17 protein-coding genes are annotated in these 24,163 nt (G+C 54.6%); 6 read left to right on the top strand and 11 right to left on the bottom strand.

The window, feature by feature from the left end; genetic code table 11:
- Nucleotides 1-173: 173 nt before the first annotated feature.
- Nucleotides 174-674, bottom strand: coding sequence for a cupin domain-containing protein (locus KDC22_RS23130; RefSeq protein WP_211720468.1), 501 nt, complete (start codon nucleotides 672-674; stop codon nucleotides 174-176).
- 878 nt (nucleotides 675-1,552) lie between these two features.
- Between KDC22_RS23130 and KDC22_RS23125 the strand changes: the two genes are divergently transcribed.
- Entirely contained in the window at nucleotides 1,553-2,731 is a 1,179-nt protein-coding gene (locus tag KDC22_RS23125) for a hypothetical protein (RefSeq protein ID WP_211720467.1), read from the top strand.
- A gap of 564 nt (nucleotides 2,732-3,295) precedes the next feature.
- On the opposite strand, the gene KDC22_RS23120 is transcribed toward KDC22_RS23125, so the two are convergent.
- Nucleotides 3,296-4,429 carry a response regulator gene (locus KDC22_RS23120; protein ID WP_211720466.1) on the bottom strand — a complete coding sequence of 378 codons (1,134 nt, stop codon included), beginning with the start codon at nucleotides 4,427-4,429 and terminating at the stop codon, nucleotides 3,296-3,298.
- A 43-nt stretch (nucleotides 4,430-4,472) separates the two neighbouring features.
- Nucleotides 4,473-7,598 carry a hybrid sensor histidine kinase/response regulator gene (locus tag KDC22_RS23115; protein ID WP_211720465.1) on the bottom strand — a complete coding sequence of 1,042 codons (3,126 nt, stop codon included), beginning with the start codon at nucleotides 7,596-7,598 and terminating at the stop codon, nucleotides 4,473-4,475.
- 521 nt (nucleotides 7,599-8,119) lie between these two features.
- Here KDC22_RS23115 and KDC22_RS23110 point away from each other — a divergent pair.
- Nucleotides 8,120-8,548 carry a MerR family transcriptional regulator gene (locus KDC22_RS23110; protein WP_211720464.1) on the top strand — a complete coding sequence of 143 codons (429 nt, stop codon included), beginning with the start codon at nucleotides 8,120-8,122 and terminating at the stop codon, nucleotides 8,546-8,548.
- Between the two features lie 64 nt (nucleotides 8,549-8,612).
- On the opposite strand, the gene KDC22_RS23105 is transcribed toward KDC22_RS23110, so the two are convergent.
- The 5 genes from KDC22_RS23105 to KDC22_RS23085 form a co-directional block, all read right to left on the bottom strand.
- Nucleotides 8,613-10,751, bottom strand: coding sequence for a collagen-like triple helix repeat-containing protein (locus tag KDC22_RS23105; RefSeq protein ID WP_246552895.1), 2,139 nt, complete (start codon nucleotides 10,749-10,751; stop codon nucleotides 8,613-8,615).
- A 112-nt stretch (nucleotides 10,752-10,863) separates the two neighbouring features.
- A complete protein-coding gene (locus KDC22_RS33545) occupies nucleotides 10,864-13,005 on the bottom strand; it encodes a collagen-like protein (protein WP_281424933.1) in 2,142 nt (713 codons plus the stop codon).
- A gap of 134 nt (nucleotides 13,006-13,139) precedes the next feature.
- Nucleotides 13,140-15,290, bottom strand: a complete 2,151-nt coding sequence (locus KDC22_RS23095) for a collagen-like protein (RefSeq protein WP_211720463.1) — start codon at nucleotides 15,288-15,290, stop codon at nucleotides 13,140-13,142.
- 34 nt (nucleotides 15,291-15,324) lie between these two features.
- The gene (locus KDC22_RS33810) at nucleotides 15,325-17,487 is read right to left on the bottom strand and encodes an alpha-helical endospore appendage domain-containing protein (RefSeq protein WP_281424932.1); all 2,163 of its coding nucleotides are present in this window, start codon (nucleotides 17,485-17,487) and stop codon (nucleotides 15,325-15,327) included.
- Between the two features lie 110 nt (nucleotides 17,488-17,597).
- Nucleotides 17,598-17,984, bottom strand: coding sequence for an alpha-helical endospore appendage domain-containing protein (locus KDC22_RS23085; protein WP_173140247.1), 387 nt, complete (start codon nucleotides 17,982-17,984; stop codon nucleotides 17,598-17,600).
- Between the two features lie 190 nt (nucleotides 17,985-18,174).
- On the opposite strand from KDC22_RS23085, the gene KDC22_RS23080 reads away from it, so the two are divergent.
- From KDC22_RS23080 to KDC22_RS23065, 4 genes are all read left to right on the top strand, one after another.
- Nucleotides 18,175-18,453, top strand: coding sequence for a hypothetical protein (locus tag KDC22_RS23080; RefSeq protein ID WP_173140245.1), 279 nt, complete (start codon nucleotides 18,175-18,177; stop codon nucleotides 18,451-18,453).
- On the top strand, nucleotides 18,443-18,970 hold the full coding sequence (locus KDC22_RS23075) for a hypothetical protein (RefSeq protein ID WP_173140243.1): 528 nt from the start codon (nucleotides 18,443-18,445) through the stop codon (nucleotides 18,968-18,970). Before KDC22_RS23080 ends, KDC22_RS23075 begins: the two co-directional genes overlap by 11 nt.
- 183 nt (nucleotides 18,971-19,153) lie before the next feature.
- Entirely contained in the window at nucleotides 19,154-20,416 is a 1,263-nt protein-coding gene (locus KDC22_RS23070; protein ID WP_211720462.1) for a nucleotide sugar dehydrogenase, read from the top strand.
- Between the two features lie 18 nt (nucleotides 20,417-20,434).
- Nucleotides 20,435-21,532, top strand: a complete 1,098-nt coding sequence (locus KDC22_RS23065) for a glycosyltransferase (RefSeq protein WP_173140239.1) — start codon at nucleotides 20,435-20,437, stop codon at nucleotides 21,530-21,532.
- Between the two features lie 126 nt (nucleotides 21,533-21,658).
- Here the strand turns inward: KDC22_RS23065 and KDC22_RS23060 are convergent, their stop codons facing one another.
- Genes KDC22_RS23060 through KDC22_RS23050 form a run of 3 tightly spaced genes read right to left on the bottom strand, consistent with a single transcriptional unit; the run spans nucleotide 21,659 to nucleotide 24,111 of the window.
- On the bottom strand, nucleotides 21,659-22,204 hold the full coding sequence (locus tag KDC22_RS23060; RefSeq protein WP_173140237.1) for an acyltransferase: 546 nt from the start codon (nucleotides 22,202-22,204) through the stop codon (nucleotides 21,659-21,661).
- A complete protein-coding gene (locus tag KDC22_RS23055) occupies nucleotides 22,185-23,108 on the bottom strand; it encodes an NAD-dependent epimerase/dehydratase family protein (protein WP_211720461.1) in 924 nt (307 codons plus the stop codon). Before KDC22_RS23055 ends, KDC22_RS23060 begins: the two co-directional genes overlap by 20 nt.
- A gap of 13 nt (nucleotides 23,109-23,121) precedes the next feature.
- Entirely contained in the window at nucleotides 23,122-24,111 is a 990-nt protein-coding gene (locus KDC22_RS23050) for an NAD-dependent epimerase/dehydratase family protein (RefSeq protein ID WP_173140233.1), read from the bottom strand.
- Nucleotides 24,112-24,163 lie beyond the last annotated feature (52 nt).

Raw genomic sequence — 24,163 nt, 5'->3', positions numbered from 1 at the left:
CCCTGGAATGCATAGGTGGACGGCAAGGAACGGGTGGACTCCAGGAATGCACAGGTGAGCGGCAAGGAACGGTCGCCTCCAGGAATGCACAGGTGGGCGGCCGGGAACGGGTGGACTCCAGGAATGTACAGGTGAGCGGCCGGAGTAGGAGATTCCCGTCCGGCTACCTGATGCTATGTCCACAGCCGGAGCAGCGGCCCTTCCTTGCCGTAGACTGGATCACTGTCCGGATGCGGGACCTCGCGGATCTCTGGCAGGGCCGCGGCGAAGTCCGCGGGAGTGGCCCGGCGGGTGTTGTAGTCCGCTCCGCCGGGATAAGCGCCGGCGACACGGAAGTCCTCCGTAGCCGAGAGCCGCTTGTGCGCCGTGCCGGCAGGCAGCACCAGCACATCCCCGGCCATAACCTGGACGGTGCTTCCGGCATCGCCGCCAAGCTGCAAGCGAGCGCTGCCCGACATTACACCGAGCACCTCATGCACGTTGCTGTGATAGTGGTGGTAGCTGAAGACACCGTTCACCCAGCTGTTCTTCCAGCCATTGTTATTGAAGACCTGTTCCGCCGTGTCCGGCTGATCCTGAAGAGCACCCTTATACAGCACTGCCGGAAGCTCAGGATTATTCGGCAGTAGCTTGTCCGCCTGGAAGCGGAAGGTAACTATAGATTCGTCTGGCATAACTCATCATCTCCATTGTGTGGGAATGGTACAGCGCTAAAGAAATTACACATAGTGAGGAACAAAGAGTCAACTCCTCTGATACTATCAAGTGTGGCTGAAGTAGAGTAATAAGGAGCATTAGTGCACCTGAATTCACGAGGCGCGAGCTAAATGAGCCAATGGGGTGCAATAGTGCACCTGAATTCAGTGGACGCAGACCAAGTGAGCCAATAAGGAGCATTAGTGCACCTGAATTCACCAGCCGCGTGCTAAATGAGCCAATGAGGAGCATTAGTGCACCTGAATTCACTGGGCGCGGGCCAAGTGAGCCAATGAGGAGCATTAGTACACCTGAATTCACCGGAAGCAGGCTAAATGAGCCAATGAGGAGCAATAGTGCACCTGAATTCACCAGCCGCGTGCTAATTGATCTAATAAGGAGCATTAATGCACCTCATTATGCCGACTACCGCCAGAAGTAGGCGCATGAAGAATAGTTAGACTTTCAAGTTCATTCTATATAAGAGGCACTAAAGAAATTAACAAAAAGCAAAAGGAGCGGAGGGGGAATTTGGAACTGTAGGAGCGGAAGCGACCGCCTGAAAGCTTTCCGCAGGAAAGCTCGCTTCGGAAGCATCAGCAGTCACCGGATTTCACCCGCGAACAGCGGTTTGAATCAGGAAATCTGGTGACAACAGCGGCCGGAAGTCCAAATGTTCACCGCAGTGACGATGAAGCTTCAAGTTCAAATCTTAAGTGCGTCTTAAATATAGTATTTACTTGATATTATTTACCCCAACCAGCGGCTCAACCAGACAATATTCGGGTAATTTACGGCATACAGTGTAATATAATAATATTCCTGTTGTAGATGGTTGTGAAAGGGAGGGTTCATTGTGAAATTCAAAGGTAAAATAGGTGCACTGCTGGCGGCTGCCCTGCTGCTGCCAGCACTTATTGCGCTGCCTGCGGCGGAGGCATCTGCCGTGCAACAGAAGGCTGCGCCGGTTCAGGTGGGAGCGGCATCGGCAACTCCAAGGCCTGCTACGAACGGCCTGGTGCCGCTGACGGGAGCCATCAATGGCAATCTGCCGATCCATATGTCCATTAAGGTGGAGAGCGGCGGCAAGCTGACCGGCAGTTATTATTATGACAAATACAAACAAACGATCCGGCTCACCGGCAATGTCAACGGCAAAATCGCCCATATGTATGAATACGATGCCAAAGGCAAGGAGACCGGCCATTTCCAGGGCTGGTGGATTCCCGGCACCGGATTCGCCGGGGTATGGAGCAACCCGGACGGTACCCGGCAGCTGCCAGTAGAGGCGCTGACGAGTACAGCGGCAGCCAGTCTCAAGGTGCCCAAGGCGGCCGATTGGAGCGGGGAATGGTACATGGCGAGCAAATCACCTTTCTATGGCGCGTATGTTGAATTCAGCAATGTGAAGAGCGATAAGCTGGTCTTCTCCCTGGATGCCTTCGATGGCGGTCATTCCGGCCAGCTGTATGACGAATCGGCGGTGGTCCGCAAACGGATGGCCGTATATAAGGAAGAGGACGGCTCGGTAGTCTTTTTCTATCTGCTTAACGGCAGGCTGTACGTAACCAGTCCTTCGCCGGTGTATTCTGCCGGAGCAGACGTAACCTACACCGGAGAGTACACCAGAGAGCCTGCCGATGAGGTGGTCTACACCCTGAAGGATACGGGCGTATTCAAGACGGCTGCGGAGGACAAGGCCTTCCGTAAGGTGGTAGGGGAGGACTACGATCTGTTCCTGTACAGTATGCAGCAGCTGGATGAGGCGAAGGACTCGGATGGTCTGAATGCGAGAGTGGTACAGGGCGGCGTGCGGGGGTTGTATACCCTGAGCGAAGCCATCATCATGCATGATAAGCAGGGCCGCTACTGGGCAGCCGTACTTGACTCGGAGGAAGGCGATGAAGTGGAAGGCAGCGGTGATCCTTATGTCAAGTTCTACACGAACGTACCGGGTACCAACATGCTGCCCGCGACCATTACCAAATGGATGGAGGATTTCCCTGATTACGACGTAGCTTACATGAGCCGCTGATGCCTGGCGCAGAGCGTTTATAGTTTACAGGAATGGGTACTACAAAAGTGTGACGCTTCGTCTGGCATGGGTAGCTATTGCACAAAAACGGTGTACACCGGTGTGTCAGCGGACTCACAATCCCCGTAGCTTGTCACTGAAAGGAAGGGACAGCGCCATGTGCAGGTCCTGCCGTTAGGATGGAGATACGGGAGCAACAAGAGACGGTATGCCGTTAACCCGCAAGTTGGGGGAGAGGCATACCGTTTTGTATTGTTTCGTTTATGCCGTCCTTTAGAAGGACAGCGCAGCCGTTTCTGATTGGTTAAATACACTCTGCATCCGTGGAAATATTGTACTTTTTGCAACTTGAATCCCAGAATAACCAGTGTTCAAAAGGCTTGTTGCACAAATTGCAGCAATCATCCCGCTCACTCACTTGGAGGAAGAGGAATACATCCTTTTGTGCAACAATCTAGAAATTGAGCCGAAATAAACAGGGGAATGTTGTATTATGGGCAGGATTCTTAAGTCGGCAACCATCACATGATAACGTCGGCTGCCCACCCGGGGAGTTCCACAATGTCAGGTGTATAGCCGCTTCCAGTTCCCATACCAGCGCTCCACCTTGGCGGACGGGGTGAGCCGCAGGTCCCGCCACAGAAGTCTGCGGAGCTTCTCATATTGTTCCTGGACGAAGCTGAGCTCCCCCAGCCGGTTGTAGAATTCCATCAGCGCCAGGTAGCCCGGCTCATGATAGGGATGAAGCTCCACAATCCGCTGATAGGTGTTGACGGCCTTGGTGATATTCTCCTTGGCAGTATAATAATCGGCCAGCTCTGTGGCATGCTGCAGGGAGAGGTTCCTCAGCCGCTGGCGATCACTCTCGGCCCAGAGGTAATCGTAATCGCCCAGGAAATCGCCGGTATAGAGCTTCAGCAGCTCTTCATGCACCGAGGCGTTATGATCACCGACCGGGTCCAGCGAGACAATGCCTTCTTCCCAGAGGACAAAATCAATCTGCGCGTCCCCGCTCTCCAGCATATAACCTTCACCCACACTTGCATTGCTGATGACGAGGCCGATATCCGCCCGCTTCAGCGATTGCCGGAGCTGATAGATCGCCGTATACAGATGGGTGGACGCCCGCTTGAGCGAGATTTCGGGCCACAGCAGCTCTACCAGCTTGTCCTTGACGACGATCCGGTCGTGGTAATAGAGCAGGTAAGCGAATAATTCCTGAGACTTGGAGGTCCGCCAGCGGAAATCCCTGACCGGTACCCCATCCCGCTCGAACTGGATGGAATTGAAGCCGCGGATCAGCAGCGAATCTTTTTTGACTTCTTGGTGCATGGCGGTTTTGCGGTTCCTGATTCTCTGGATGGTTCTGCTGAGCCGTTCCCTGGGGACCGGCTTGAGCAGGTAATCCTGGGCACTGGCCTCGAACGCCTCCAGCGCGAAGCTGTTATGGGCGGTTACGAAGACAAGGGCAGAACCGGGGCAGATCTGTTCCAGCCTTTTCGCAGCCTCCATGCCGTTCATTCCGGGCATATCAATATCCAGGAAAATAATATCTGCATCCCAGCCGGATGCTTCGTTCAGAGCCAGCAGCGGATTGGTATAGGTTGCCGTTACAATGGCCGATCCCAGCGCCCTGAGTGTTGATTCCAACTGGATCAGAGCAAGTCGTTCATCATCAATCAGCACTACCCGAAGCATTGGCTCACCTCCTCATACAGGATATAGCCGGTGGAGGAAGGGTTCACTCCATCCACCGGACGGGAACAATAAAGGAGACGGTGGTTCCATGGCCGGGACGGCTCTGGATAGACAAGCCCTGCCCGTAACGTTCGATCAGCCGCCGGTTGGTATTCCAAATACCGATCCCGGAGTCCGTGTCTTTGTTCTTCTTCAGCAAGCGTTCGATGACAGTCTGATCCATGCCTTTGCCGTTGTCCTGGATCTCGAAGCGGATATGATCCTCCTGCTCTTCAATGCGGATTATGAGGGTGCCTCCCTCGATAAGACTAAGCAGCCCGTGACGGACGGCATTCTCCACCAGCGGCTGCAGGATCAGCGGGGGGACTAGCAGCAACCCGCTGTAATTCCGTTCCCACACGACCTCCAGCCGTTCCCCGAACCGGACCTGCTCGATATACAAATAGGCTTCGACCAGCGACAGCTCCTGATGCAAGTGAACCAGCTTCCCGGTATTCATCAGATCGAAGCTGGCGCGCAGGAAGGAGGAGAAGGCATCAATCAGCTCCTGCATCTGGACGATATCAATCTGACTGAGCGTTGAGATCGAATTCAGCGCATTGAACAGGAAGTGAGGACGGATCTGCGCCTGGAGGTAGGCGATCTCCAGCCGCAGGTTGTGCTGGATGCTCTGCTTCATCCTCGCCAGCCCCGTAACCCGGTACTTCAATTCCAGGCTATCGACCGGCTTGGTCACATAATCATTGGCCCCCAGCTGGAACCCATAATAGATCTCCTCACGCCGCGAACGCGCCGTCAGCAGCAGCACTGGCAATTCGGATGCCGAATAGCGCTCCCTGACTCTCTGGGTTAGCTCATACCCGGACATCTGCGGCATCATCACATCCGTAATTAACAGGTCCCAGGATTCCTCTCTCAGGCGTTTCAGTGCCTCTTCACCGCTCAGCACCGGCGTCAGCCGGTACATATCCTCATGCAAAATGGTGGAGAGCACCCGAAGATTCACCGGATCATCGTCAACCACTAAGATGTGGAGTACAGCTTCATCCTGCTCCTCCTTAGCCGCTGCGAACAGAGGAGCAGCGGCAGGGAGCGGGTCTTCGCCTCTGCCTTGGAAATAGGGTGACTGGGCGTTCAGCGTAATGTCCGGCCATTCCTCTGCTTCGTTCTCGCCGGATCTTCCGTCCGTGAAGAAAGCCCTGTCTGCCAGCGGCAGGTTGAAGTGGAAGATGGAGCCTTCTCCCGGCCTGGACTCCACCGTAAGCCTGCCCCCGTGCAGCTCCACGAGGTGCCGGGTAATGCTCAGGCCCAGACCCAGGCCGCCCCTGTCCTGCCCGCCAGCTTGTTCATAGGGTTGGAAGATACGGCTGAGTTCTTCTTCACCGATCCCTTCACCGGTATCGGCAACGCTGATCAGCAGCTGGCCGTCCGTTTCCTCTGCAGATATGCGTATACTGCCGGATGCTGTGAATTTCACAGCATTATGGATCAGGTTGAACAGAATCTGTATAAGCCGTTTCTCATCGGCCCATACAGGCGGAAGCGCTTCGGATGCGCTTACATGAAGTGTAAGGTTTCGGCCTTCCGTTAAATAACGGAGCATGTCCGCAACTCCTGCCGCAATCGTAGAGATTGATAACGGCACTGGGTGAAGAATCATCCGGTTCTCCCGCAGCAGGGTCAGATCCATAAGATCATCCAGCAGCTGTGACATTTGGCGTCCGATGCGGACAAGCAGCTCCAGATCGCCCGATTCTTCCTCCGGGTAGGCTGCCCGCCTCTTGTCGTACTCGGTCTCAGCAATGCTGATCATTCCATGCAGCGGCGTCCGCAGCTCATGGGAGGTGCTGATCAGGAACCGCTCCTTCTGCTTGTCCGTGTGCAGCAGCTGTTCATAGAGCACTCTGTTCTCATCGGAGCGCCGGATATATTGCTTCAGGCCGTAGGCGGAGAACCCGACAATAGCAGCCAGAATGTCAATAGAGTAGAACGGTAGGTTCTGCCGGTCACCGTTCAGCGTGTTCCCCCATATGACCCCTGACACAATACAGGAAGCAATGAAGGTAAGAAAGCTGACGTCCCTTTTCCGTTTATATACCATTATTCCGAATATTACAAACATCCAGCAGGGGGGAATCATATACAAAAGGCTGAAATAAATAGTGGCATGGGACAATACGATGTGAATCGGCAGCACACCTATGCAGAGAGTGTACAGAACAAGGAGGAAGCTGTAGATCTTGAAGGTCCGGCCTACGGGTTGAGCGCTGTAGAACTTGTAGGTCAGCAGCAGCATGAAAAAGACCATCCACACATAAGACAGTAGCCTGATCTTGAACATCCACGTATAGTTCAGCGGCAGCACAATTAGCAGCAGGACATCGTTGTCCGCCGCAATGGAGAGAGCTGTCGTAATCAGCATAAGAGCAAACAGCAGCAAGGTCCGCTGTTTCTTGGCAAGCACATACAGAATGCAGACATACAGGGCGTGGAGCAGAAGGATGATGATAGTGGTTAGCTGAAAAGCCGTGGAATACCAGCGCTCCTTCTGAATGGAGGACTGGGCGCCGAAGCGGATGGAGTAAGAGATTCCGCCCTTCTCCCCATGCTCGTAATTGGCTGCCTGGATCAGGACAAGCATCTCCTGCTTACCCGCAGGCAGGGGGTAGTCAACATTATAGGATATAGCCATCGGCCGGTATAACTCCTTGTGCGCAGCAGGCTGTCCCATTGACGGGAACATCTGGCCGTTGACTTCGATCCGGGAAGAGGCCTGGATCTGCTGTGCCCAGAAGGAATAGGGTTCATCCAGGGGGTGATCCACGAGAACACGCAGAGCATAGGTTCCGAAGCCGAGGGAAGAACCGGACAGGGAGGACTTCCAGTTACCGGGAACGTTAATCATGAGCGGAGCTCCGGCAATCCCCGAGCGGATATCGCTCTCTGTGACCAATCGGTTCGGATAAAAGGCCCATTCACCGTCGAGAACCAGCGAGTGGGCGTTCTTGAGATTCCAGCCGCGCAAATCAAGCTCGCCTCCGGACGCCTCTGGCTGCTGCGGAGCAGCAAAAATCTGCTGCCAACCCGTGTGCATTCCCAGGAGCAAAGACATATATAACATGATTAAAATCGAATGTTTGAAGTAATATCTGGAATTTGTATTCATCATAGTGTAATGAGTTCGACAAAGGAAAGGCTTAACCTTCTACGCCATTAAATAAATTCTTGAACAATCTGGAGAGATTGCTGCGAATGGTCATGTGAACTTGGATTCGTGTCAGATTCGGTCTTTTGTCCTGCTTTCCAGGCCGGCCAGTAGTGCTGCTTGCACAACCCTTTCGCATAATGCCTTCTATCGCAGTTTTCGATCGTGCATTTTCTTTCATTAATCGCCCTGAGTCTCCCCATTGTGTATCCCTCCATGATGGTTTCGTTTCAAGTCAAGCCCATTATAGAGAGACCTCATAGACAAGAACTGAACAAAATTGGAATTTAAATTCCAATAAATCTCAGTGGGCTGTGGTGTCCGGCTAGCAACGTGGAGAGGTTCAAGCAGGGACTGCTTTCTCTGCCCGGAGCCTTTTGAAACGGCCCCGACGATAGGGTTAGATCGTATATTGAATAAATAGGTAATTTTACTCATTTATTGATAGGAGGATGAATATATCTAATGTATAACATTGAAAGACTATGGGAGGTAGTATGATGGTGACCAAAAAACTGTATACTCAATTGGAAGTGATCGAGTTATTGAAGCTACCCCCTACTACCATCAAGCGCTGGCTCGAATACTTCACACATTTCATCCCTGTGGTTCAGAGGGGGGACAGCAAATTCTTTGAATATGAATCTCTCAAAGTTCTGACGCGTGTGAGCGAACTCCGGCAGGACCGGTATCATCTGGGTACCATTGTACGCATTCTGGTTGAAGAAGGCTTCCCTATGTACAGCACTCCAAGAGAAATGTCAGGACCCCATATGGACAAGCCAGGCAGTTCAGCAGATTCAGAAGAGCTGAAGAGCAGGGAGCAACAGCGGCGTATTGTGTCTTCCATCCTGCTGATCGCAGATGAATTGTACCGGCTGGCCGGACATCTGGATGAGCTGGGACATAAATAACAGCACCCCCTCCCGGCAGAAATTGCTGTTCTGCCGGGAGGGGGTCGCTGTATTGATGCGGGGACTATCCTACTTCGTATATGCTTACGTTGGACAGGTTTATATCTAAGGCGGCAGCAGCTCCTGTTCCGGTTAATGTAGCGTTTATCTGGAAATTAAGAGCATTTGACCCGGTAGTCGCGCTGACCAAACCGGAGGATTGAAGTGTATAATCCCACGAACTGGTTGTGGAGCCTGTTTCAGAGCCAAAATAGGTTATACGTGCATTGTTGCTAGTAGTATTGAGATATACAAAAACTTCAGAGCCTGTTACATCTCGATTCGCGGGCACCGTTACGCGCATAGTATAGGAAACATGATAGATGCGACCCACGGTCAAATTAATAGTTTGGTTATTGGCAGCAAGCGCTATACTTCCGCCGCCGTCACTATTCAATAACGTAAATGTTATCGCTGCAAGTGATGTAGTCAAGTTTTGAGCGGTGGGTTGGAACATGGCATACCTGATAATTGGAATTATACCCATAGAGCCGGTAGAGCCGGTAGCGCCAGTGGCCCCGGTAACGCCAGTGGCCCCGGTAGCGCCGGTAGCACCAGTCGCGCCGGTCGCGCCAGTCGCGCCGGTAGCACCAGTAGCGCCAGTAGCGCCAGTAGCGCCGGTAGCGCCGGTAACGCCAGTCGCACCAGTAGCGCCAGTAGCGCCCGTTAAGCCAATGCCAGTCGCACCTGTAGCTCCGGTAACCCCGGTAACCCCGGTAATGCCGGTAGCACCAGTAGCGCCAGTAGCACCCGTGGCTCCGGTAGCACCTGTCGCACCTATTATACCAACGCCAGTCGCACCAGTTGCACCAGTAGCGCCAGTAGCGCCAGTCGCACCAGTCGCACCAGTAGCGCCAGTAGCTCCCGTGGCTCCGGTGGCCCCAGTAGCGCCAGTAACACCCGTCGCGCCCGTGATCCCAGTCGCGCCAGTAGCGCCAGTGGCTCCGGTAGCACCGGTAGTGCCAGTAGTGCCAGTAGCCCCCGTGGCCCCAGTAGCCCCAGTGACCCCATGAACGATAAATCCAGTACTGCCGGTAACGCCGGTAGAGCCGGTAGCGCCGGTAGCGCCGGTAGCGCCAGTAGCGCCAGTAGCGCCAGTAGCGCCAGTAGCGCCAGTCGCGCCGGTAGAGCCGGTAGCGCCGGTAGAGCCGGTAGCGCCCGTGGCCCCGGTAGCGCCGGTAGCGCCGGTAACGCCGGTAGCGCCAGTAACGCCGGTAGCCCCTGTAGTACCCGTGGCGCCAGTCGCGCCAGTGGCTCCGGTGGATCCGGTAGCGCCAGTAGCGCCGGTAGCGCCGGTAACCCCCGTAACCCCCGTAGCCCCCGTAGCACCTGTGGCTCCCGTAACGCCAGTGATTCCCGTGGCTCCGGTGATTCCAGTCACTTCAGTGCCCGTGGCCCCTCTGATCCCCGTGGCCCCGGTGATTCCAGTGATGCCTGTTGATCCAATGCTTCCGTCAACTCCAGTCGGACCGAACCCAGTCGGGCCGGTAGGTCCTGTAGCCCCGGTCTGCCCGATCTCCTCCCATGCTGTCCAGGTGCCCCCTCCGTTCTGACTGCTACGGTAATACAGGGCAGGGTTCGAGATATAGAGCTGCTGGACGTATGCCCCTACCCGAGAGACATACAAGGTCCAGACCGCTGGATGAACGACCGGCGGACTGTCTGGAGGGGGCTGGCCATTGGGATCATCAGAGCTGTAGACGCCTGGTTGATTGAAGGAACCCAGTGTCGAATTGGAAGGCTCCTCGTTAAGCGGCACTGCGCCTACGTCTGCAGCATCGAGGATAACCACCCCGGCCTGGCCGTTGACGGTAACCGCGCCACCGGGAGCCCCCGTAGGGCCTGAAGGACCGCTTGGTCCGATGACAACGGGCAGATTCGCGGCGGTCTTAAGTTTAGAATCCAGGATCATTTCCTGCTTGAAGATCGTGTCCAGCATGGATTGTACATTATTGTTGACCTGCAGAACCTGTGCCAGTGTCGCGGGGGGACCGCTTAGTCCCGGCAGGGTGCCCAAGGCATACTGAATTTTCTCGCCTTCTGCGTTAAGAATGTGTGCCAAACCCAGCTCTTCCATCGCGATGGAAGAGAAGATCAGATTAACGACATCATCCCGTGTTAATGAAATGGACGGTGTAATATTGGGGATATTTGGTGTAGACAATGAAAACCCTCCTTCACTAGTGCATTAGATTTCACATCGTTTCTTTAAACAAAGCTCCCCTCTCTGCGGTAGAAAAAGCTTGCGAAAGAGGGGAATCCCTAGCCTGAGAAGCTTACTCTATCTGGAAGATGCTCACATTGGACCACGGTTGATAAATCGTAGCGGCTGTTCCGGTAAAAGTAATGCTTGCCTGCAGAGTGAGGGCCTGTGGTCCGGTGGTACCCGTCCGGAATATACCGCTTGATTCCAGTGTCATGGCTGATGCAGTTCCGCTACCAGCACCTTTGCTTCCAACATTGGTGATATGAAGAGGGTTGGTGTTCAGGAAGGACTGTACTACCCCTTGAGATACAACTGCAGTACCTGGAACTATCCTAAATCTCAATGAAAAGGACAGGTAATAAGTGGTGTTAGGCTGTAGACCAAGGCTATTTCCACCGGAGACTGTAATTGTTCCGTCACTGTTATTAAATTGCTGATCCAGTACTACCGTAATTGGTGTAGTACTTAAAGTTCCTGTTGGTGCGAACATGGCATTGTAGTTCACGCCGGTAGCGCCCGTAGGCCCGGTAGCGCCGGTAGCGCCGGTAGCGCCGGTAGCGCCGGTGACGCCAGTGGCCCCGGTAGCGCCAGTGGCTCCGGTGGCTCCGGTGGCTCCGGTAGCGCCAGTGGCGCCAGTAGCACCAGTGGCTCCGGTAGCGCCAGTGGCTCCGGTAACGCCAGTAATGCCGGTAACGCCGGTAACGCCGGTAACGCCGGTAACGCCGGTAACGCCGGTAGCGCCAGTAGCGCCAGTAGCGCCAGTAGCACCAGTAGCACCGGTAGCGCCGGTGGCCCCGGTAACGCCGGTAACGCCAGTAATGCCGGTAGCACCGGTTGCTCCGGTAACACCAGTAGCGCCGGTAATGCCGGTAGCACCGGTAGCGCCGGTAACGCCAGTAATGCCGGTAGCCCCAGTAGCGCCAGTAGCGCCGGTAGCGCCGGTGACTCCGGTAACCCCGGTGGCTCCGGTAACCCCGGTGGTTCCAGTAGCACCGGTAGCGCCGGTAGCGCCGGTAGCGCCGGTAACGCCGGTAGCGCCAGTAGCGCCGGTAACGCCAGTAGCGCCAGTAGCGCCGGTAACGCCGGTAGCACCGGTAGCGCCGGTAGCGCCAGTGGCTCCCGTAGAGCCGGTAGCGCCGGTGGCCCCGGTAGCGCCGGTAGTGCCGGTGGCTCCGGTAACACCGGTGGTTCCAGTAGCACCGGTAGCGCCGGTAGCGCCGGTAGCGCCGGTAACGCCGGTAGCGCCAGTAGCGCCGGTAACGCCAGTCACGCCGGTGGCTCCGGTAGCGCCGGTAGCGCCGGTCGTGCCGGTAGCGCCGGTAGCGCCGGTGGCTCCGGTAGCGCCGGTAGCGCCGGTAATGCCCGTAGCGCCCGTAGCACCCGTAGCACCCGTAGCTCCTGTTACCCCGGTAGCACCCGTAAACCCGGTAGCACCCGTAATCCCGGTAGCTCCGGTAAGACCTCTCGGTCCGGTAGCACCTGTTGGTCCAGTGATGCCTGTAGGTCCGGTAGGGCCTGCTCCTGTGGGGCCTATGGACCCTGTTGCTCCCCGTTGTCCAATTTCTATCCACGGGGTCCAGGTGGCCCCGCTATTCTGACTGCTGCGGTAGAAGAGGACAGGATTCGAGATATAGATCTGTTGCACATAAGTTCCAACCTGCGAGACATACAAGGTCCAGACCGCGGGATGGGTGACGCCGGGAGGTCCGTTCAGAGGCGCCGGGCCAGCAGGATTGTTGGAGCTATAGACACCGGCTTCTATGAAGGTGTTGAGATTAGAACCAGAAGGCTCCACGTTCTCGGGAAATGCACCTACGTCTTCAGCGTCCAATACGACAGTGCCAGCCTGGCCGTTGACTGTGGTTACGGCACCGGCAGCACCAGTGGGTCCGGTGGGCCCGGTGGGTCCCAGCAGGGTTGGGACACCGGCAGCCGTCTTCAGCTTCGAGTCGAGCATCATTTCCTGCCGGAAGATGGTCTCCAGCATACCTTGTGTACTGCTGTTTACATCCAGAATCTGTTGCAGTGTTGCGCCTGGTCCGGTTATTCCCGGCAGCGTACCGAGGGCGAACTGAATTTTCTCTCCTTCCGCGTTAATAATATGTGCTAAACCCAGCTCTTCCATGGCAATGGAAGAGAACAAGAGGTTCACCACATCATCCCGTGTTAATGTAATCGTCGGGGAAATATTGGGGATATTAGGTGTAGACAAAATAAAAACCTCCTTATTGGGTGGGATGTTATAACGTATTCCTGCACGTTCTTATCCGGTATGGATAAGTGCCTATATGAAACACCCATAAAAATAGGGCTTGATTTTTATGGAGATATTTGGGTTTTAGGAACTCATTCGATTTGATAAATGGTTAATCCCGACAGGTCAGTAGTGAATGCAGGAGTCGCCTGACCGTCCAGCGAAATCGAGATTTGCACTTGCATCGTTTGAACGGGGTCTGCACCGGTCAGGATTAATCCGCCAGCCAGAGCCGTATAGTTCGCAGGCGCATTGCCGGGACCGAATAATGCAGAGTCAACAAGCGACACATAGGTCTGAGTATCATTTAGGAAAGTAATAATTTCCAGCAGCCGGATGTCGAAATTGTCCCCTGGAGAGAAGATATTAATCAGAAAGGATATAGAGATGTAGTAGACGCTGTCCGGCTCCAGAACGATCTTCTGTTGGGTATTATCAAGGTAAATGCTGCCGTCGCTGAATATTTCAGTAAATGTAATTATAGTTGTTGTATTTCTCGGTATCTCTGCACCTGGCTGGAACAATGCATTGTTGACAAATAGGAGATGGGGTCCTGTAGCGCCGGTGGAGCCTCGGTGTCCGGCTAACCCGGCGGCTCCCCGAGCCCCCGTCGGACCCGTCTGTCCAGCGAGTCCCCGCACACCGGTTAGGCCTGCCGACCCGGTAGTTCCACGCATCCCAGTTGGACCCGTACTACCCCTAAGCCCTGGCCCGATAGTCCCCCGAACTCCTGCCGGTCCGGCTGCGCCGCTGGCTCCTCTCAGACCTGATGGTCCGCGAACTCCGGGCTTCCTTGGTCCGCTAGGGCCTTGTATCCCACCCATCCCCGTATTTCCCCGGCTGCCTTGAAGCCCGCGTAATCCTCTTAGGCCCCTAATCCCCGTAACACCTTGTCTTCCCGGGATTCCCCGATTCCCGGTTGGCCCTTCTGATCCTGTAATTCCTCTCCTGCCCATTCCTGTTGGGCCGGTAATACCTTTGTCTCCTTGTGGTCCGGTAGCGCCCCGATGGCCATCCAGCCCAGTTACACCGGCATGGCCTGTAGCCCCTGTTGCTCCCGGAACACCGGTGGGGCCTGTAGTGCCCTGAATGCCTGCGAGTCCGGTGGCGCCGCGCGCCCCCGGACCGGTAATGCCTTGTATTCCAGTTGGCCCTGTTGTTCCTGATCTGCCTGGATTCCCTGTCAATCCTCTGGGCCCGGTGCTTCCCCTGTTGCCTGCGGGTCCTGTTGGTCCGCTGGAACCCTTCACACCGGTGTGTCCGATCGGCCCGGCCCCTCCTTGCATTCCTATGGCTCCCTTGTCTCCGTTACCGCCCCGGAACCCCCTTGATCCCGTAATGCCTTGAAGCCCAATTGATCCGGTGGCTCCCCGGGGTCCGGTGACGCCAACCGGTCCTGCGATCCCTCTGCCTCCAGTGATTCCGTCTAGACCGGTGGGGCCAAGCACTCCCGTCATGCCCCTAGAACCGGTGGGGCCGCTGGGACCTGTTATACCGGGGGTTCCAGGAGCACCTGACTGTCCGGTAGCCCCATCCGGCCCCGTCACACCTGCTCCTGTCGGCCCGGTGGGTCCGGTTTCACCGCGTTGTTCAATGTCTATCCAGGGAGTCCAAGCGGCTCCGCTGTTCGGGCTGCTGCGGTAGAAGAGGGAAGGATTCGAGATATAAATCTGCTGGACATAGGCTCCAACCCGGGAGACATATAGAGTCCAGACCGAGGGATGAACGGAAGGCGGACTGTCTGGGGGCGGGGAACCATTCTCATTCGTAGAGCTATAGACTCCGGCGGCTATGAATGAGCCCAGAATAGAATTAGAAGGCTCCGCATTATAAGGCATTGCACCTATGTCTGAAGCGTCCAGTACAACGGCTCCGGTCTCCCCGTTGACACTTGTTACGGCTCCGGCCCCACCTGTCGGCCCGGCTGGACCAGTGGGACCCGGAAGAGTCGGAACGCCCGCAGCGGTCCTCAGCTTGGAGTCCAGCATCATCTCCTGCCGGAAGAGGGTATCCATCATGCCTTGTGTGCTGCTGTTCACATCCAGAATCTGCTGCAGGGTAGCAGGGGGGCCGCTTAATCCCGGCAGTGTACCGAGGGCGAACTGTATTTTCTCTCCTTCTGCGTTGATAATGTGTGCCAGACCCAGTTCCTCCATAGCAATGGAAGAGAACAACAGATTAACAACATCGTCCCGAGACAGTGTAATTGACGGGGTGATATTTGGAATATTGGGTGTAGACAATGTTAAACCCCCTTCATGATTGTTATCAGGATGTTCAACCCAGCCGGATAATGCTCAGGTTGGACCCCGTGAAATCCGATTGAGCATCAGCGGTCCCGTCCAGAACAATGTTTGAAATTAGCTGCAGTGCTTGTTCGGGATCGGCACCGGTTAGTACGAATCCGCTTGAACCCAGCGTGAAGGACAATGAAGTGCCAGTCAGACTCACCGGTCTGCTTCCAAAAATGGCCACTGGCAGTGCTGCAGCATTCAGCGTTAAGAATAATTCCACAGAGGTTACCGCTACGTCGCCCGGAGTAAGATTGATGCGGATAAAGAAGGAGACGTAATAGAGGCTGCCCGGCTGTAAATTAATCGTATCCGGACTGCCATTTGTTGTTATGGTTCCGTTGCTGTGATTGAAGGCTTCAAGGAACGAGAATGGGAAATTTGTGCTGCTTAAGGGCATAGCCAGGGGCTGGAACACTGCATTGTAGGCGGCGATAGCCTCACCTGAGGGGCCTTCGACTCCTGTAACGCCTGTCGGTCCCGTAACGCCGGTGGGTCCGGTGATGCCGGTGGGTCCGGTGACGCCGGTGGGTCCGGTGATGCCAGTCGGCCCGGTAATGCCGGTGGGTCCGGTAACGCCAGTGGGCCCGGCAGTACTACCGGTCGGCCCCGTAAGGCCGGTGGGTCCGGTAACGCCGGTGGGTCCGGTAACGCCGGTAGGCCCAGTAACGCCGGTGGGCCCGGCAGTAACGCCAGTGGGCCCGGTAACGCCGGTGGGCCCGGTAATGCCGGTGGGTCCGGTAACGCCGGTGGGCCCAGTGATGCCGGTGATGCCTGTAACGCCAGTGGGCCCGGTGACGCCGGTGGGTCCGGTAACGCCGGTGGGTCCGGTAGCACCGGTAGGTCCGGCAATACTGCCTGTCGGCCCGGCAACACCTGTCTTGCCAATAGCACCGGCGGAGCCGTTTGCGCCGGTGGGTCCGGTAACGCCAGTAGGTCCTGTGATTCCCTGTATTCCTGTTACCCCTGTCGGTCCGGTGAGCCCCGTATGTCCAGTTGCACCAGTAGGTCCTGTGATTCCGGCAGGTCCGGTAGGGCCTGTCGGCCCTCTGGTACCGGTAGGGCCTGTATTTCCTGTCGGCCCGGTAACCCCTTCAGCTCCGGCAGCGCCGACAGTTCCGGCAGTGCCTATGACGCCGGTGTTGCCTCTGGGCCCAGCCATGCCTGTCCCGCCGGTGGCACCCATTGGTCCGATGACCCCGCTTGGGCCAATGGGCCCGGACGGCCCTGTGTCTCCGGTTGAACCACCGGGTCCGCGGAGTCCGGTGGCACCGGTCTGACCCGCTGCGCCGGTTGAACCGATGCCCCCAGTCGGCCCAGTGAAGCCCTCAGGTCCTCTGAGGCCTGTCGGTCCGTGGAAGCCGGCAGATCCCTCCGGCCCGCCGGGTCCGGTAAGGCCCCGGTTGCCGATGATCCCGGCCGGTCCCCTGACACCTGAAGGCCCCGCAGCACCAGGTCCCGCAGGTCCGCTTGGCCCGGTAACGCCACGTTGTCCTAAGGGCTGCCAAGGGTTCCAGAAGGCGCCTCCATCCTGACTGCTGCGGTAGAACAGGGCAGGATTCGAGATATAGAGCTGCTGCACGTAATTTCCTACACGGGAGACATACAGCGTCCAGACCGCCGGATGGCCTACAGGCTGTGGTCCGTCCGGAGGAGCAGCTCCTTGATCGTCATTGGAGCTATACACACCAGACAGGGTGAATGACCCCAAGTCAGAGGCAGAGGGTTCTTCGGTAAAGGGCAGAGCCCCGATCTCGGCTAAGTCCAATTGAACCGCGCCCGTAAGGCCATTAACGCTGATGACGCCTCCGTCCGCTCCCGCCGGTCCGGTAACCCCGGGAGACCCAATTACGGGAGTCATGGCGGTGGCGGTCTTCAGCTTGGAGGCCAGCATCATTTCCTGGCGGAAGATGGTATCCAGCATGGATTTTGCGCTGTTATTCACCTCCAGCACTTGTGCCAGTGTGGCAGGCGGTCCGCTGATCCCCGGAAGCGAGCCAAGAGCATACTGGATCTTTTCACCTTCGGCATTGATAAGGTGTGCAAGACCCAGCTCTTCCATAGCAATGGATGACATGATGAGATTAACAACTTGATCCCTGGTCAGGGTAATGGATGGAGTAATATTGGGGATATTGGGGGTAGACAAATAAGACCCTCCTTTATGGTCGGATCTTATACTATATGACGATATTCAATAGGGGGAAGTGTATAGGGGTATTAGACTAGTGAAGCACAGGAGGGTGTGTATTTCGCCAGTTATTCCTCATCCGGTTCCTTCGGTTCCTTCGATTCATCAAGCTCTCCCAGTTCATCCAGTTCATCCGGTTCAACGAATTCACCATAGGTCTCGTTGTCGTCTGTGAGCAGGCGAAGAATGCGGTCCAGCTTGCTTAGGCTTAACCATTGTCCGTTCGAGACTTCTTCAAGCAGTCTGGAAGCCGTATTGTTGATGCGGATAACGCTCATATAGCTTAATTCCTCCGGACGGGATTTAACGAAGGCTTGAATGGCATCTGCTTCCGCACTGATAATATGGGACAAAGAGATTTCATTCATGGCCACGGAAGTGAGCAGGAGGGCTAGGCTTTCGCGCTTAGTGATTGATTGGCCGGGCTTCATTTCGGGAGAATCAGGCAAGGACATCCTTGGGCACCTCCTGTGACCGGCTGCAAGATCCGGAACTATTATAGTATCAATATATAAGGAACAAGCCGTATCTATTCCACCTATTCTTTCGCGGCGTCCGAAATCCGAAAAGTCCGATATATTAAGGGAGCAAGCTGCATAAAATATAATATTAAGCATCTGTGCACCTGTTAAAGGAGTGTAGGAATTGCGGACGAAACCAAAAATTACGGAAGCGGTATTTCTGGCTGCGGCTGTTGAGCAAAGGGCTATCGTCATTCTGCTGGCAGCTCTGACATCCATGTTACAGGCTGTTGCTGCCGAGCAGGCGGAAGAGCGGCAGTATCAGCCGCCCGGGCGGTTGTCCCGTCTGGAGAGGGCCGTCATCCGGGTGCTTCAGGCTCTGACGCGAAGACAGATGATCCTGCTTCAGTACGTCACCATCAATAGCCGACTGCTGGACGAGGTGGATAACAGTGAAGCCTGAGACTTCCGGACCGGTCGTTGAAGAGTTGAAGAAGGCTGTGGGCGAAGCGCTAGATCAGATGGAAGCATTCAAGCAGGCGAGCCGGCTGATTCCGGTTCAGGTCGAAAAAGAACTGGATGAGTTAATCGCCAAAACCAGGCTCCTCTTTCATTGGAGCGAAGGTGAAACCGGGATCCCCAAGCCTGAGACTGCAAAGGACAGCAAACCGGTGGTCTTCCGGAGAGTAAGCAGTATCAGAGCCGGCGGCAGATCACTGTTCCGTAGTGTAGCTGAGCCCCTCTCTGCTATTCGTCAGACCCCTGGGAAGCCGGAGCTGCTCGAGCGCCTGAAGTTGCCCGAGCGTCCGAAGCCTAAGAAAAGGAAGGCCCCAGGAAATCAAGCAAAAATGAATAAGAAAAATAACAAACCTGCCCCGCCGCTTAAACCGGAAGCCAAGCTATCCCAGCCTCAAAGGACAACGATCACGGCTCAGATTGCAGATATCCAAACCTCCTCCAATTTGAAACTGAAGGGCTGAGAAGAACCTGAGAATCGTCAGGTTCTTTTTTTATGCCTTAAGCAAATTTCGTCCTCTAAGTCCATGAATGATTGCACCTTTCAGGAACAACTACATATGCTGACTATGGTTAAGGCCCTTCCGGTCCTGAGGCGAGCCGATATACGGACCCGAGCCGGATAATTTGGTGAAAGGAGTACATCTATGAAACGAAAAATTGTGGTCGTCGGCTTGGGATATGTCGGTCTTCCACTGGCTCTGTTGTTTCATCAGAAGGATTATCATGTCATTGGTATTGATGTGGACGATGACAAATTAGTAAAGCTGCGCGAGGGAAGATCGTATATTTCTGACATTAGCGATGACCAAATCGGATGGCTGAATGCGTCCGGGAGCTTTGAATACACCGGTGATTTCTCCAGAGTAAGCGAGTCGGAAGCGATTATTATCTGTGTTCCTACCCCGCTGTCGGAGAGCAGTGATCCGGATCTCAGCTATTTGAAGGGCGCCATGCAGTCTATCCTGCCCCATCTGAGACCGCAGCAGCTCATTGTCGTGGAGAGCTCCACCTATCCAGGAACTACTGAGGAGGAATTCGTGCCGCTGCTGGAGCAGCATCAATACACTGTCGGCGAGGATGTATTCGTAGGCTATTCTCCCGAACGCATTGATCCGGGCAACCTGATGTATTCACTGGAGAATATCGCGAAGGTGGTTAGCGGAGCCACTACGGGCTGTCTGGAGCGCATCGTGGGTCTCTATCAGACGGTCTTCCGGACGATTGTACCGGTTAGTTCAACCAAAGCGGCTGAGATGACCAAGCTGCTGGAGAATACCTACCGCTTCATTAATATTTCCTTCATTAATGAGATTGGCAGGCTCTGCGAGGGGATGGGCATTGATGTCTGGGAGGTTATTGAGGCTGCAGCTACCAAGCCTTATGGCTTCACCAGCTATGATCCCGGTCCCGGCATTGGAGGCCACTGCATTCCGGTAGATCCGCTCTATTTGAAATGGAAGGCCAATCTGGAAGGGCTGGAGACGCCGTTCATTGACCTAGCTAAGAGCATCAACGACTCGCAGCCTGTGTATGTAATGGGCCGAATCAAGCAATTGCTGGCCGAATGTAACAGGAACGACCGGGTGAGGATTCTGCAAATCGGGCTGGCTTACAAAGCCAATATTGCTGATCTGCGGGAATCACCGTCGATCAGCCTGTTTCAGCTCATGGTAGCCGAGGGGTACGAGGTGGACTATCACGATCCATTTATTCCGAGCTTCACAGCAGGCGGTCATGAATACCATCATGTGCCTCTGAGCGAAGAGGTTCTTAATGAATATGACTGCGTAGTGATCTCCACCGCTCACCAGAGTGTCGATTACGAGATGATCCTTCGCGCTGCGCCACTGATTTTCGATACCAGGAACTGCTATGAGCTTGCTTATTCTCATGTTGCCAAACTTTAAATTCAAGGAGGAAATCATATGATTACTATCAGCTTGTGTATGATCGTTAAGAATGAAGAAGCGGTGCTGGCCCGTTGCCTGGACTCTATCCATGACATTGTGGATGAGATTAATATTATCGATACCGGTTCAACAGACAGCACAGTGGAGATTGCTAAGCGTTATACGGACCGCGTATTTTTCTTTCCATGGACAGGAAGCTTTGCTGAAGCCCGTACGGAGTCCTTCAAACATGCTACGAAGGAATACCTGCTGTATCTGGATGCGGATGATGTCATTCTGGACGAAGACCGCGAGAAGCTGCGCAAGCTCAAGGAGACCCTCGATCCTTCGGTAGATTCTGTATCTATGTTCTATGACGCTGGGACAGACGCTTATGGAAATGTTACTCTGCGGTACCGCCGCAACCGTATGGTACGCCGGGACCGCAATTTCCAGTGGCAGGGAGAGGCTCACCAATATCTGAATGTCTTTGGCAAGATCATCAACGAGAATATCTCGGTCACCCATAAGAAGATCAAGCATTCTGTAGGACGTAACCTGTCCATATACAAGACACGGATTGAACGGGGAGATGTATTCTCCCCCCGCGATTATTTCTATTACGGGAATGAACTGCGCGAGAACGGCCACCCGGAAGAAGCCATCAAGGCGTATGACAAGAATATTGAGATGAAGGATGGATGGGTCGAAGACAAATTCTATGCCTGCATTAATAAGGGTGACTGCTACCGCGCGCTCGGTGACAGCTTCAATGAGCTCGCCTCGCTGCTGCAGTCGTTCCAGTTCACGCGTACACCCCGTCCAGAGGCCTGCAGCCGAATCGGTTATAACTTTCAGGTAAATAAAGAATATAAGCACGCCATATTCTGGTATGACCTGGCCACCAAGCTTCAGCCGGATGACAATCAATGGAGCTTCAGTTATCCTGCATACTCCACCTGGTACCCCCACCTGCAGATGTGCCTTTGCTATTCCAAGTTAGGAGATCTCGAAAAGGCGAATGAACACAACGAGCTGGCCGCGACGTTCCGTCCGACTGATGCTGCGATCCTCCACAATCGCCAATGGTTCGAGGGAAAAGTTAAGCCCAAGGAAGAAACGCCAACAGAATAGGAGGAACCCTTCATAGTCATTCCTGACCAGGATTCCTCGCACCCATTGAATATCGCTTGACAGTTATCTCTCCATGCGTTGCCGCTCCTTCTTGGAGGAGCGGCATGGCTTCCGCCAAAAGGGATATTATTTCATAGTATCAGCCGTGCCTTGGTTCCGGTGCCGAATAACCTTAGCGGGTATACCTACAGCAACACTATAAGCTGGGACAGTGCGGCTGACCACTGCACCGGCTCCAATCCGGCTATGGGCACCAATGGTCACTCCGCCCAGTATGGTTGCCCCGATTCCAATATTGCAGTTCTCTTCGATCTGGATGGAAGTAAAGGTGAGTGGTGCAAAAACCATAGGCGCTTCCGGTTCCTCTCCTTCGATATGGGTGGCTCCATGAATCCGCACAGCCGGACCGATTCCGCTGTATTCACCAATATATAGACCTCCTGCACCATGCAGGAAGCAGCCGGGACCTATCCAACTATGTGAACCAATGCGTAGTTCGTGCTTGTAATAACCTTTAAGAATAGTGTTGTGGCCAATGTATACATTGTCGCCAAGGTGTACATTCTCAGGGTGGAAGATGCGGACACCGTCTTCGAAGATGACGTTGTCTCCGCAGCTTCCCAGGAGTCTACGGTTGATCTCACCGCTGCCCTCACTTTTCCATTGCTTCATCTCTGACCGCTCCTTCGCTTAAAGATGCTGAGGGGTCCACATGATATATCACTGTACGGCGGATGGCTTCGTTCCAGGGGGTGGATAACAGGCCACTGTGCATAGATAGCAGTTTATCGACGGAGCCGGTCATTTCCCTGTCCTGCTCATCAGAATATTCAAGCTTGAGTGTCCGGTTCAGCCCACTCGATAACTGTTGAACCAGCTCGAGCAGAGTCAGGCTGTGGCGGCCAGCGATATTGTAGATGCCGTGCAGATTATTGCGGATCAACCAGACAGATGCTTCAGCAGCATCCGCGATGTAGACGGGATTCAGTACCAGACCATGGCGCTCTCCGGCTATCCGTATCGTCTCATCACCCATAAGTTTATGAATCAGCCCCGGAATAAGCCGGGGGATTCTCTGACCGCCCCCGAAGGGGAAGAAATAACGCAGAATCAGGTGGCTGCGCGGCCACAGACAGGCGATATTCTCTTCGATTGCGAACTTGTATGCAGAATAGGGATCTTCCGGATGGGGTATATCACTCTCCCGTCTGCTGCCGGAATATCCATAGACTCCTCCAGTAGAGGCATATACAACATCTGTAATCTGCATAATCCGGCAACGCTCCAGGAAATCTGCTTCGCTGTTGAACAGCTTCTTATAATCTACAGAAGTAGAGCCGGGCAGTTGTGCCGCGTAATGGATAAGAAGATTACGGCCGCTGTAGGGAAGGCCCGCAGGCTGCGGCTCCGTAAGATCTAAGTATTGCCAGGAGGCGGAAGTACGGACCTGCGGTTTACGCCCTAGCAAGATGACCTGACCGGCCATTCCCGAATCTCTGAGAAGGCTGAATACATGACTCCCGATAAAGCTGGAATAGCCGGTGATGAATATCCGGTCATAGTGTGTAGTGTTCATGTGTTAAGCCCCTTCATATAGAATTATTATCCATCCCCTGACGGATATGGGCGGCTGTAAGCTTGATGCCTTCCTCCAGGTCGATCTTGGCCTGGAAGCCAAGCACCTGTCTGGCTTTGTTAAGTTCAGGGATGCGCAGTTCGACATCGACGGTGTCCTTCGCCTGGAACTGAATAGGAGACTTGGAGCCCAGCACGCGCACAATGGTATTGGCAAGGCCATAAATAGTGATAATGGTAGATTCGTTACCCAGGTTGAAGGATTCTCCGACTGCTGCATCTACCGTGAGGCAGCGCATAATGCCTTCAACCATGTCATCGACATAACACCAGGCCCGGATTTGAGTCCCGCTGCCATGCACCTGAATGGTCTGGTTCTGCAGAGCAAGCTCAATCATCGTCTTAATGGCGCCTTCTCCGATTTGTCCGGGACCATAGATATTGAATGGCCGGATAATGACGGTGGGCAAGCCAAACTCCTTATAGTGGGCATAAGTTAGATGCTCTTCGGCAAGCTTGCTTACCGCATAGGTCCATCTTGCTTCGCCTACAGCTCCCAGCACGGTGGCATTGGACTCGTTGGCGCGAAAGGCAACCTGCCCGAAGACCTCGCTGGTGCTGAAGCAGATTACGCGCTCACAGTGATCCAGAGTGGCCGCTGCTTCCAGCAGGTTGGAGGAGCCGATCATATTGACCTTCATCGTCTGCACGGGATTTCGGATCACCGTATCAATCCCTGCTATGCCTGCGGCATGGACGACATGGGTCGCGCCCTGAATAGCAGTCTTTAGCGCTTCCGGATCGAGAATATCACCATGTACGATGTTCAGATTAGGATGGTTGCGGTAGGGTTTGAACTTCAATGCATTCCGGGAGAAATTATCATACACTGTCACCTTATTATGTTCAATAATTGCACCGATCAGTGAGGAGCCGATAAACCCGGCTCCTCCGGTAATAAAAACATGCTTCCCGCTGAAATCCGGGAAATCCGCAAGGTTCATAATTGCCAGCCTCCTACATCCATATTTATGCATGAATAACATATGCGCCATT

The sequence above is a fragment of the Paenibacillus tritici genome, from assembly GCF_018207515.1.
GTDB classification, from domain to species: domain Bacteria; phylum Bacillota; class Bacilli; order Paenibacillales; family Paenibacillaceae; genus Paenibacillus_AQ; species Paenibacillus_AQ tritici.
Note: the sequence above shows the minus strand (reverse complement) of the source record. Positions and strands in the feature narration are given on the sequence as shown.

What these genes read in the sequence shown, in the direction of transcription:
- KDC22_RS23120 (WP_211720466.1), bottom strand. Translation starts at nt 4,429, where the DNA reads ATGCTTCGGGTAGTGCTGATTGATGATGAACGACTTGCTCTGATCCAG.
- KDC22_RS23085 (WP_173140247.1), bottom strand. Translation starts at nt 17,984, where the DNA reads ATGTCCTTGCCTGATTCTCCCGAAATGAAGCCCGGCCAATCAATCACT.
- KDC22_RS23115 (WP_211720465.1), bottom strand. Translation starts at nt 7,598, where the DNA reads ATGATGAATACAAATTCCAGATATTACTTCAAACATTCGATTTTAATC.
- KDC22_RS23070 (WP_211720462.1), top strand. Translation starts at nt 19,154, where the DNA reads ATGAAACGAAAAATTGTGGTCGTCGGCTTGGGATATGTCGGTCTTCCA.
- KDC22_RS23065 (WP_173140239.1), top strand. Translation starts at nt 20,435, where the DNA reads ATGATTACTATCAGCTTGTGTATGATCGTTAAGAATGAAGAAGCGGTG.
- KDC22_RS23050 (WP_173140233.1), bottom strand. Translation starts at nt 24,111, where the DNA reads ATGAACCTTGCGGATTTCCCGGATTTCAGCGGGAAGCATGTTTTTATT.
- KDC22_RS23130 (WP_211720468.1), bottom strand. Translation starts at nt 674, where the DNA reads ATGCCAGACGAATCTATAGTTACCTTCCGCTTCCAGGCGGACAAGCTA.
- KDC22_RS23055 (WP_211720461.1), bottom strand. Translation starts at nt 23,108, where the DNA reads ATGAACACTACACACTATGACCGGATATTCATCACCGGCTATTCCAGC.
- KDC22_RS23060 (WP_173140237.1), bottom strand. Translation starts at nt 22,204, where the DNA reads ATGAAGCAATGGAAAAGTGAGGGCAGCGGTGAGATCAACCGTAGACTC.
- KDC22_RS23110 (WP_211720464.1), top strand. Translation starts at nt 8,120, where the DNA reads ATGGGAGGTAGTATGATGGTGACCAAAAAACTGTATACTCAATTGGAA.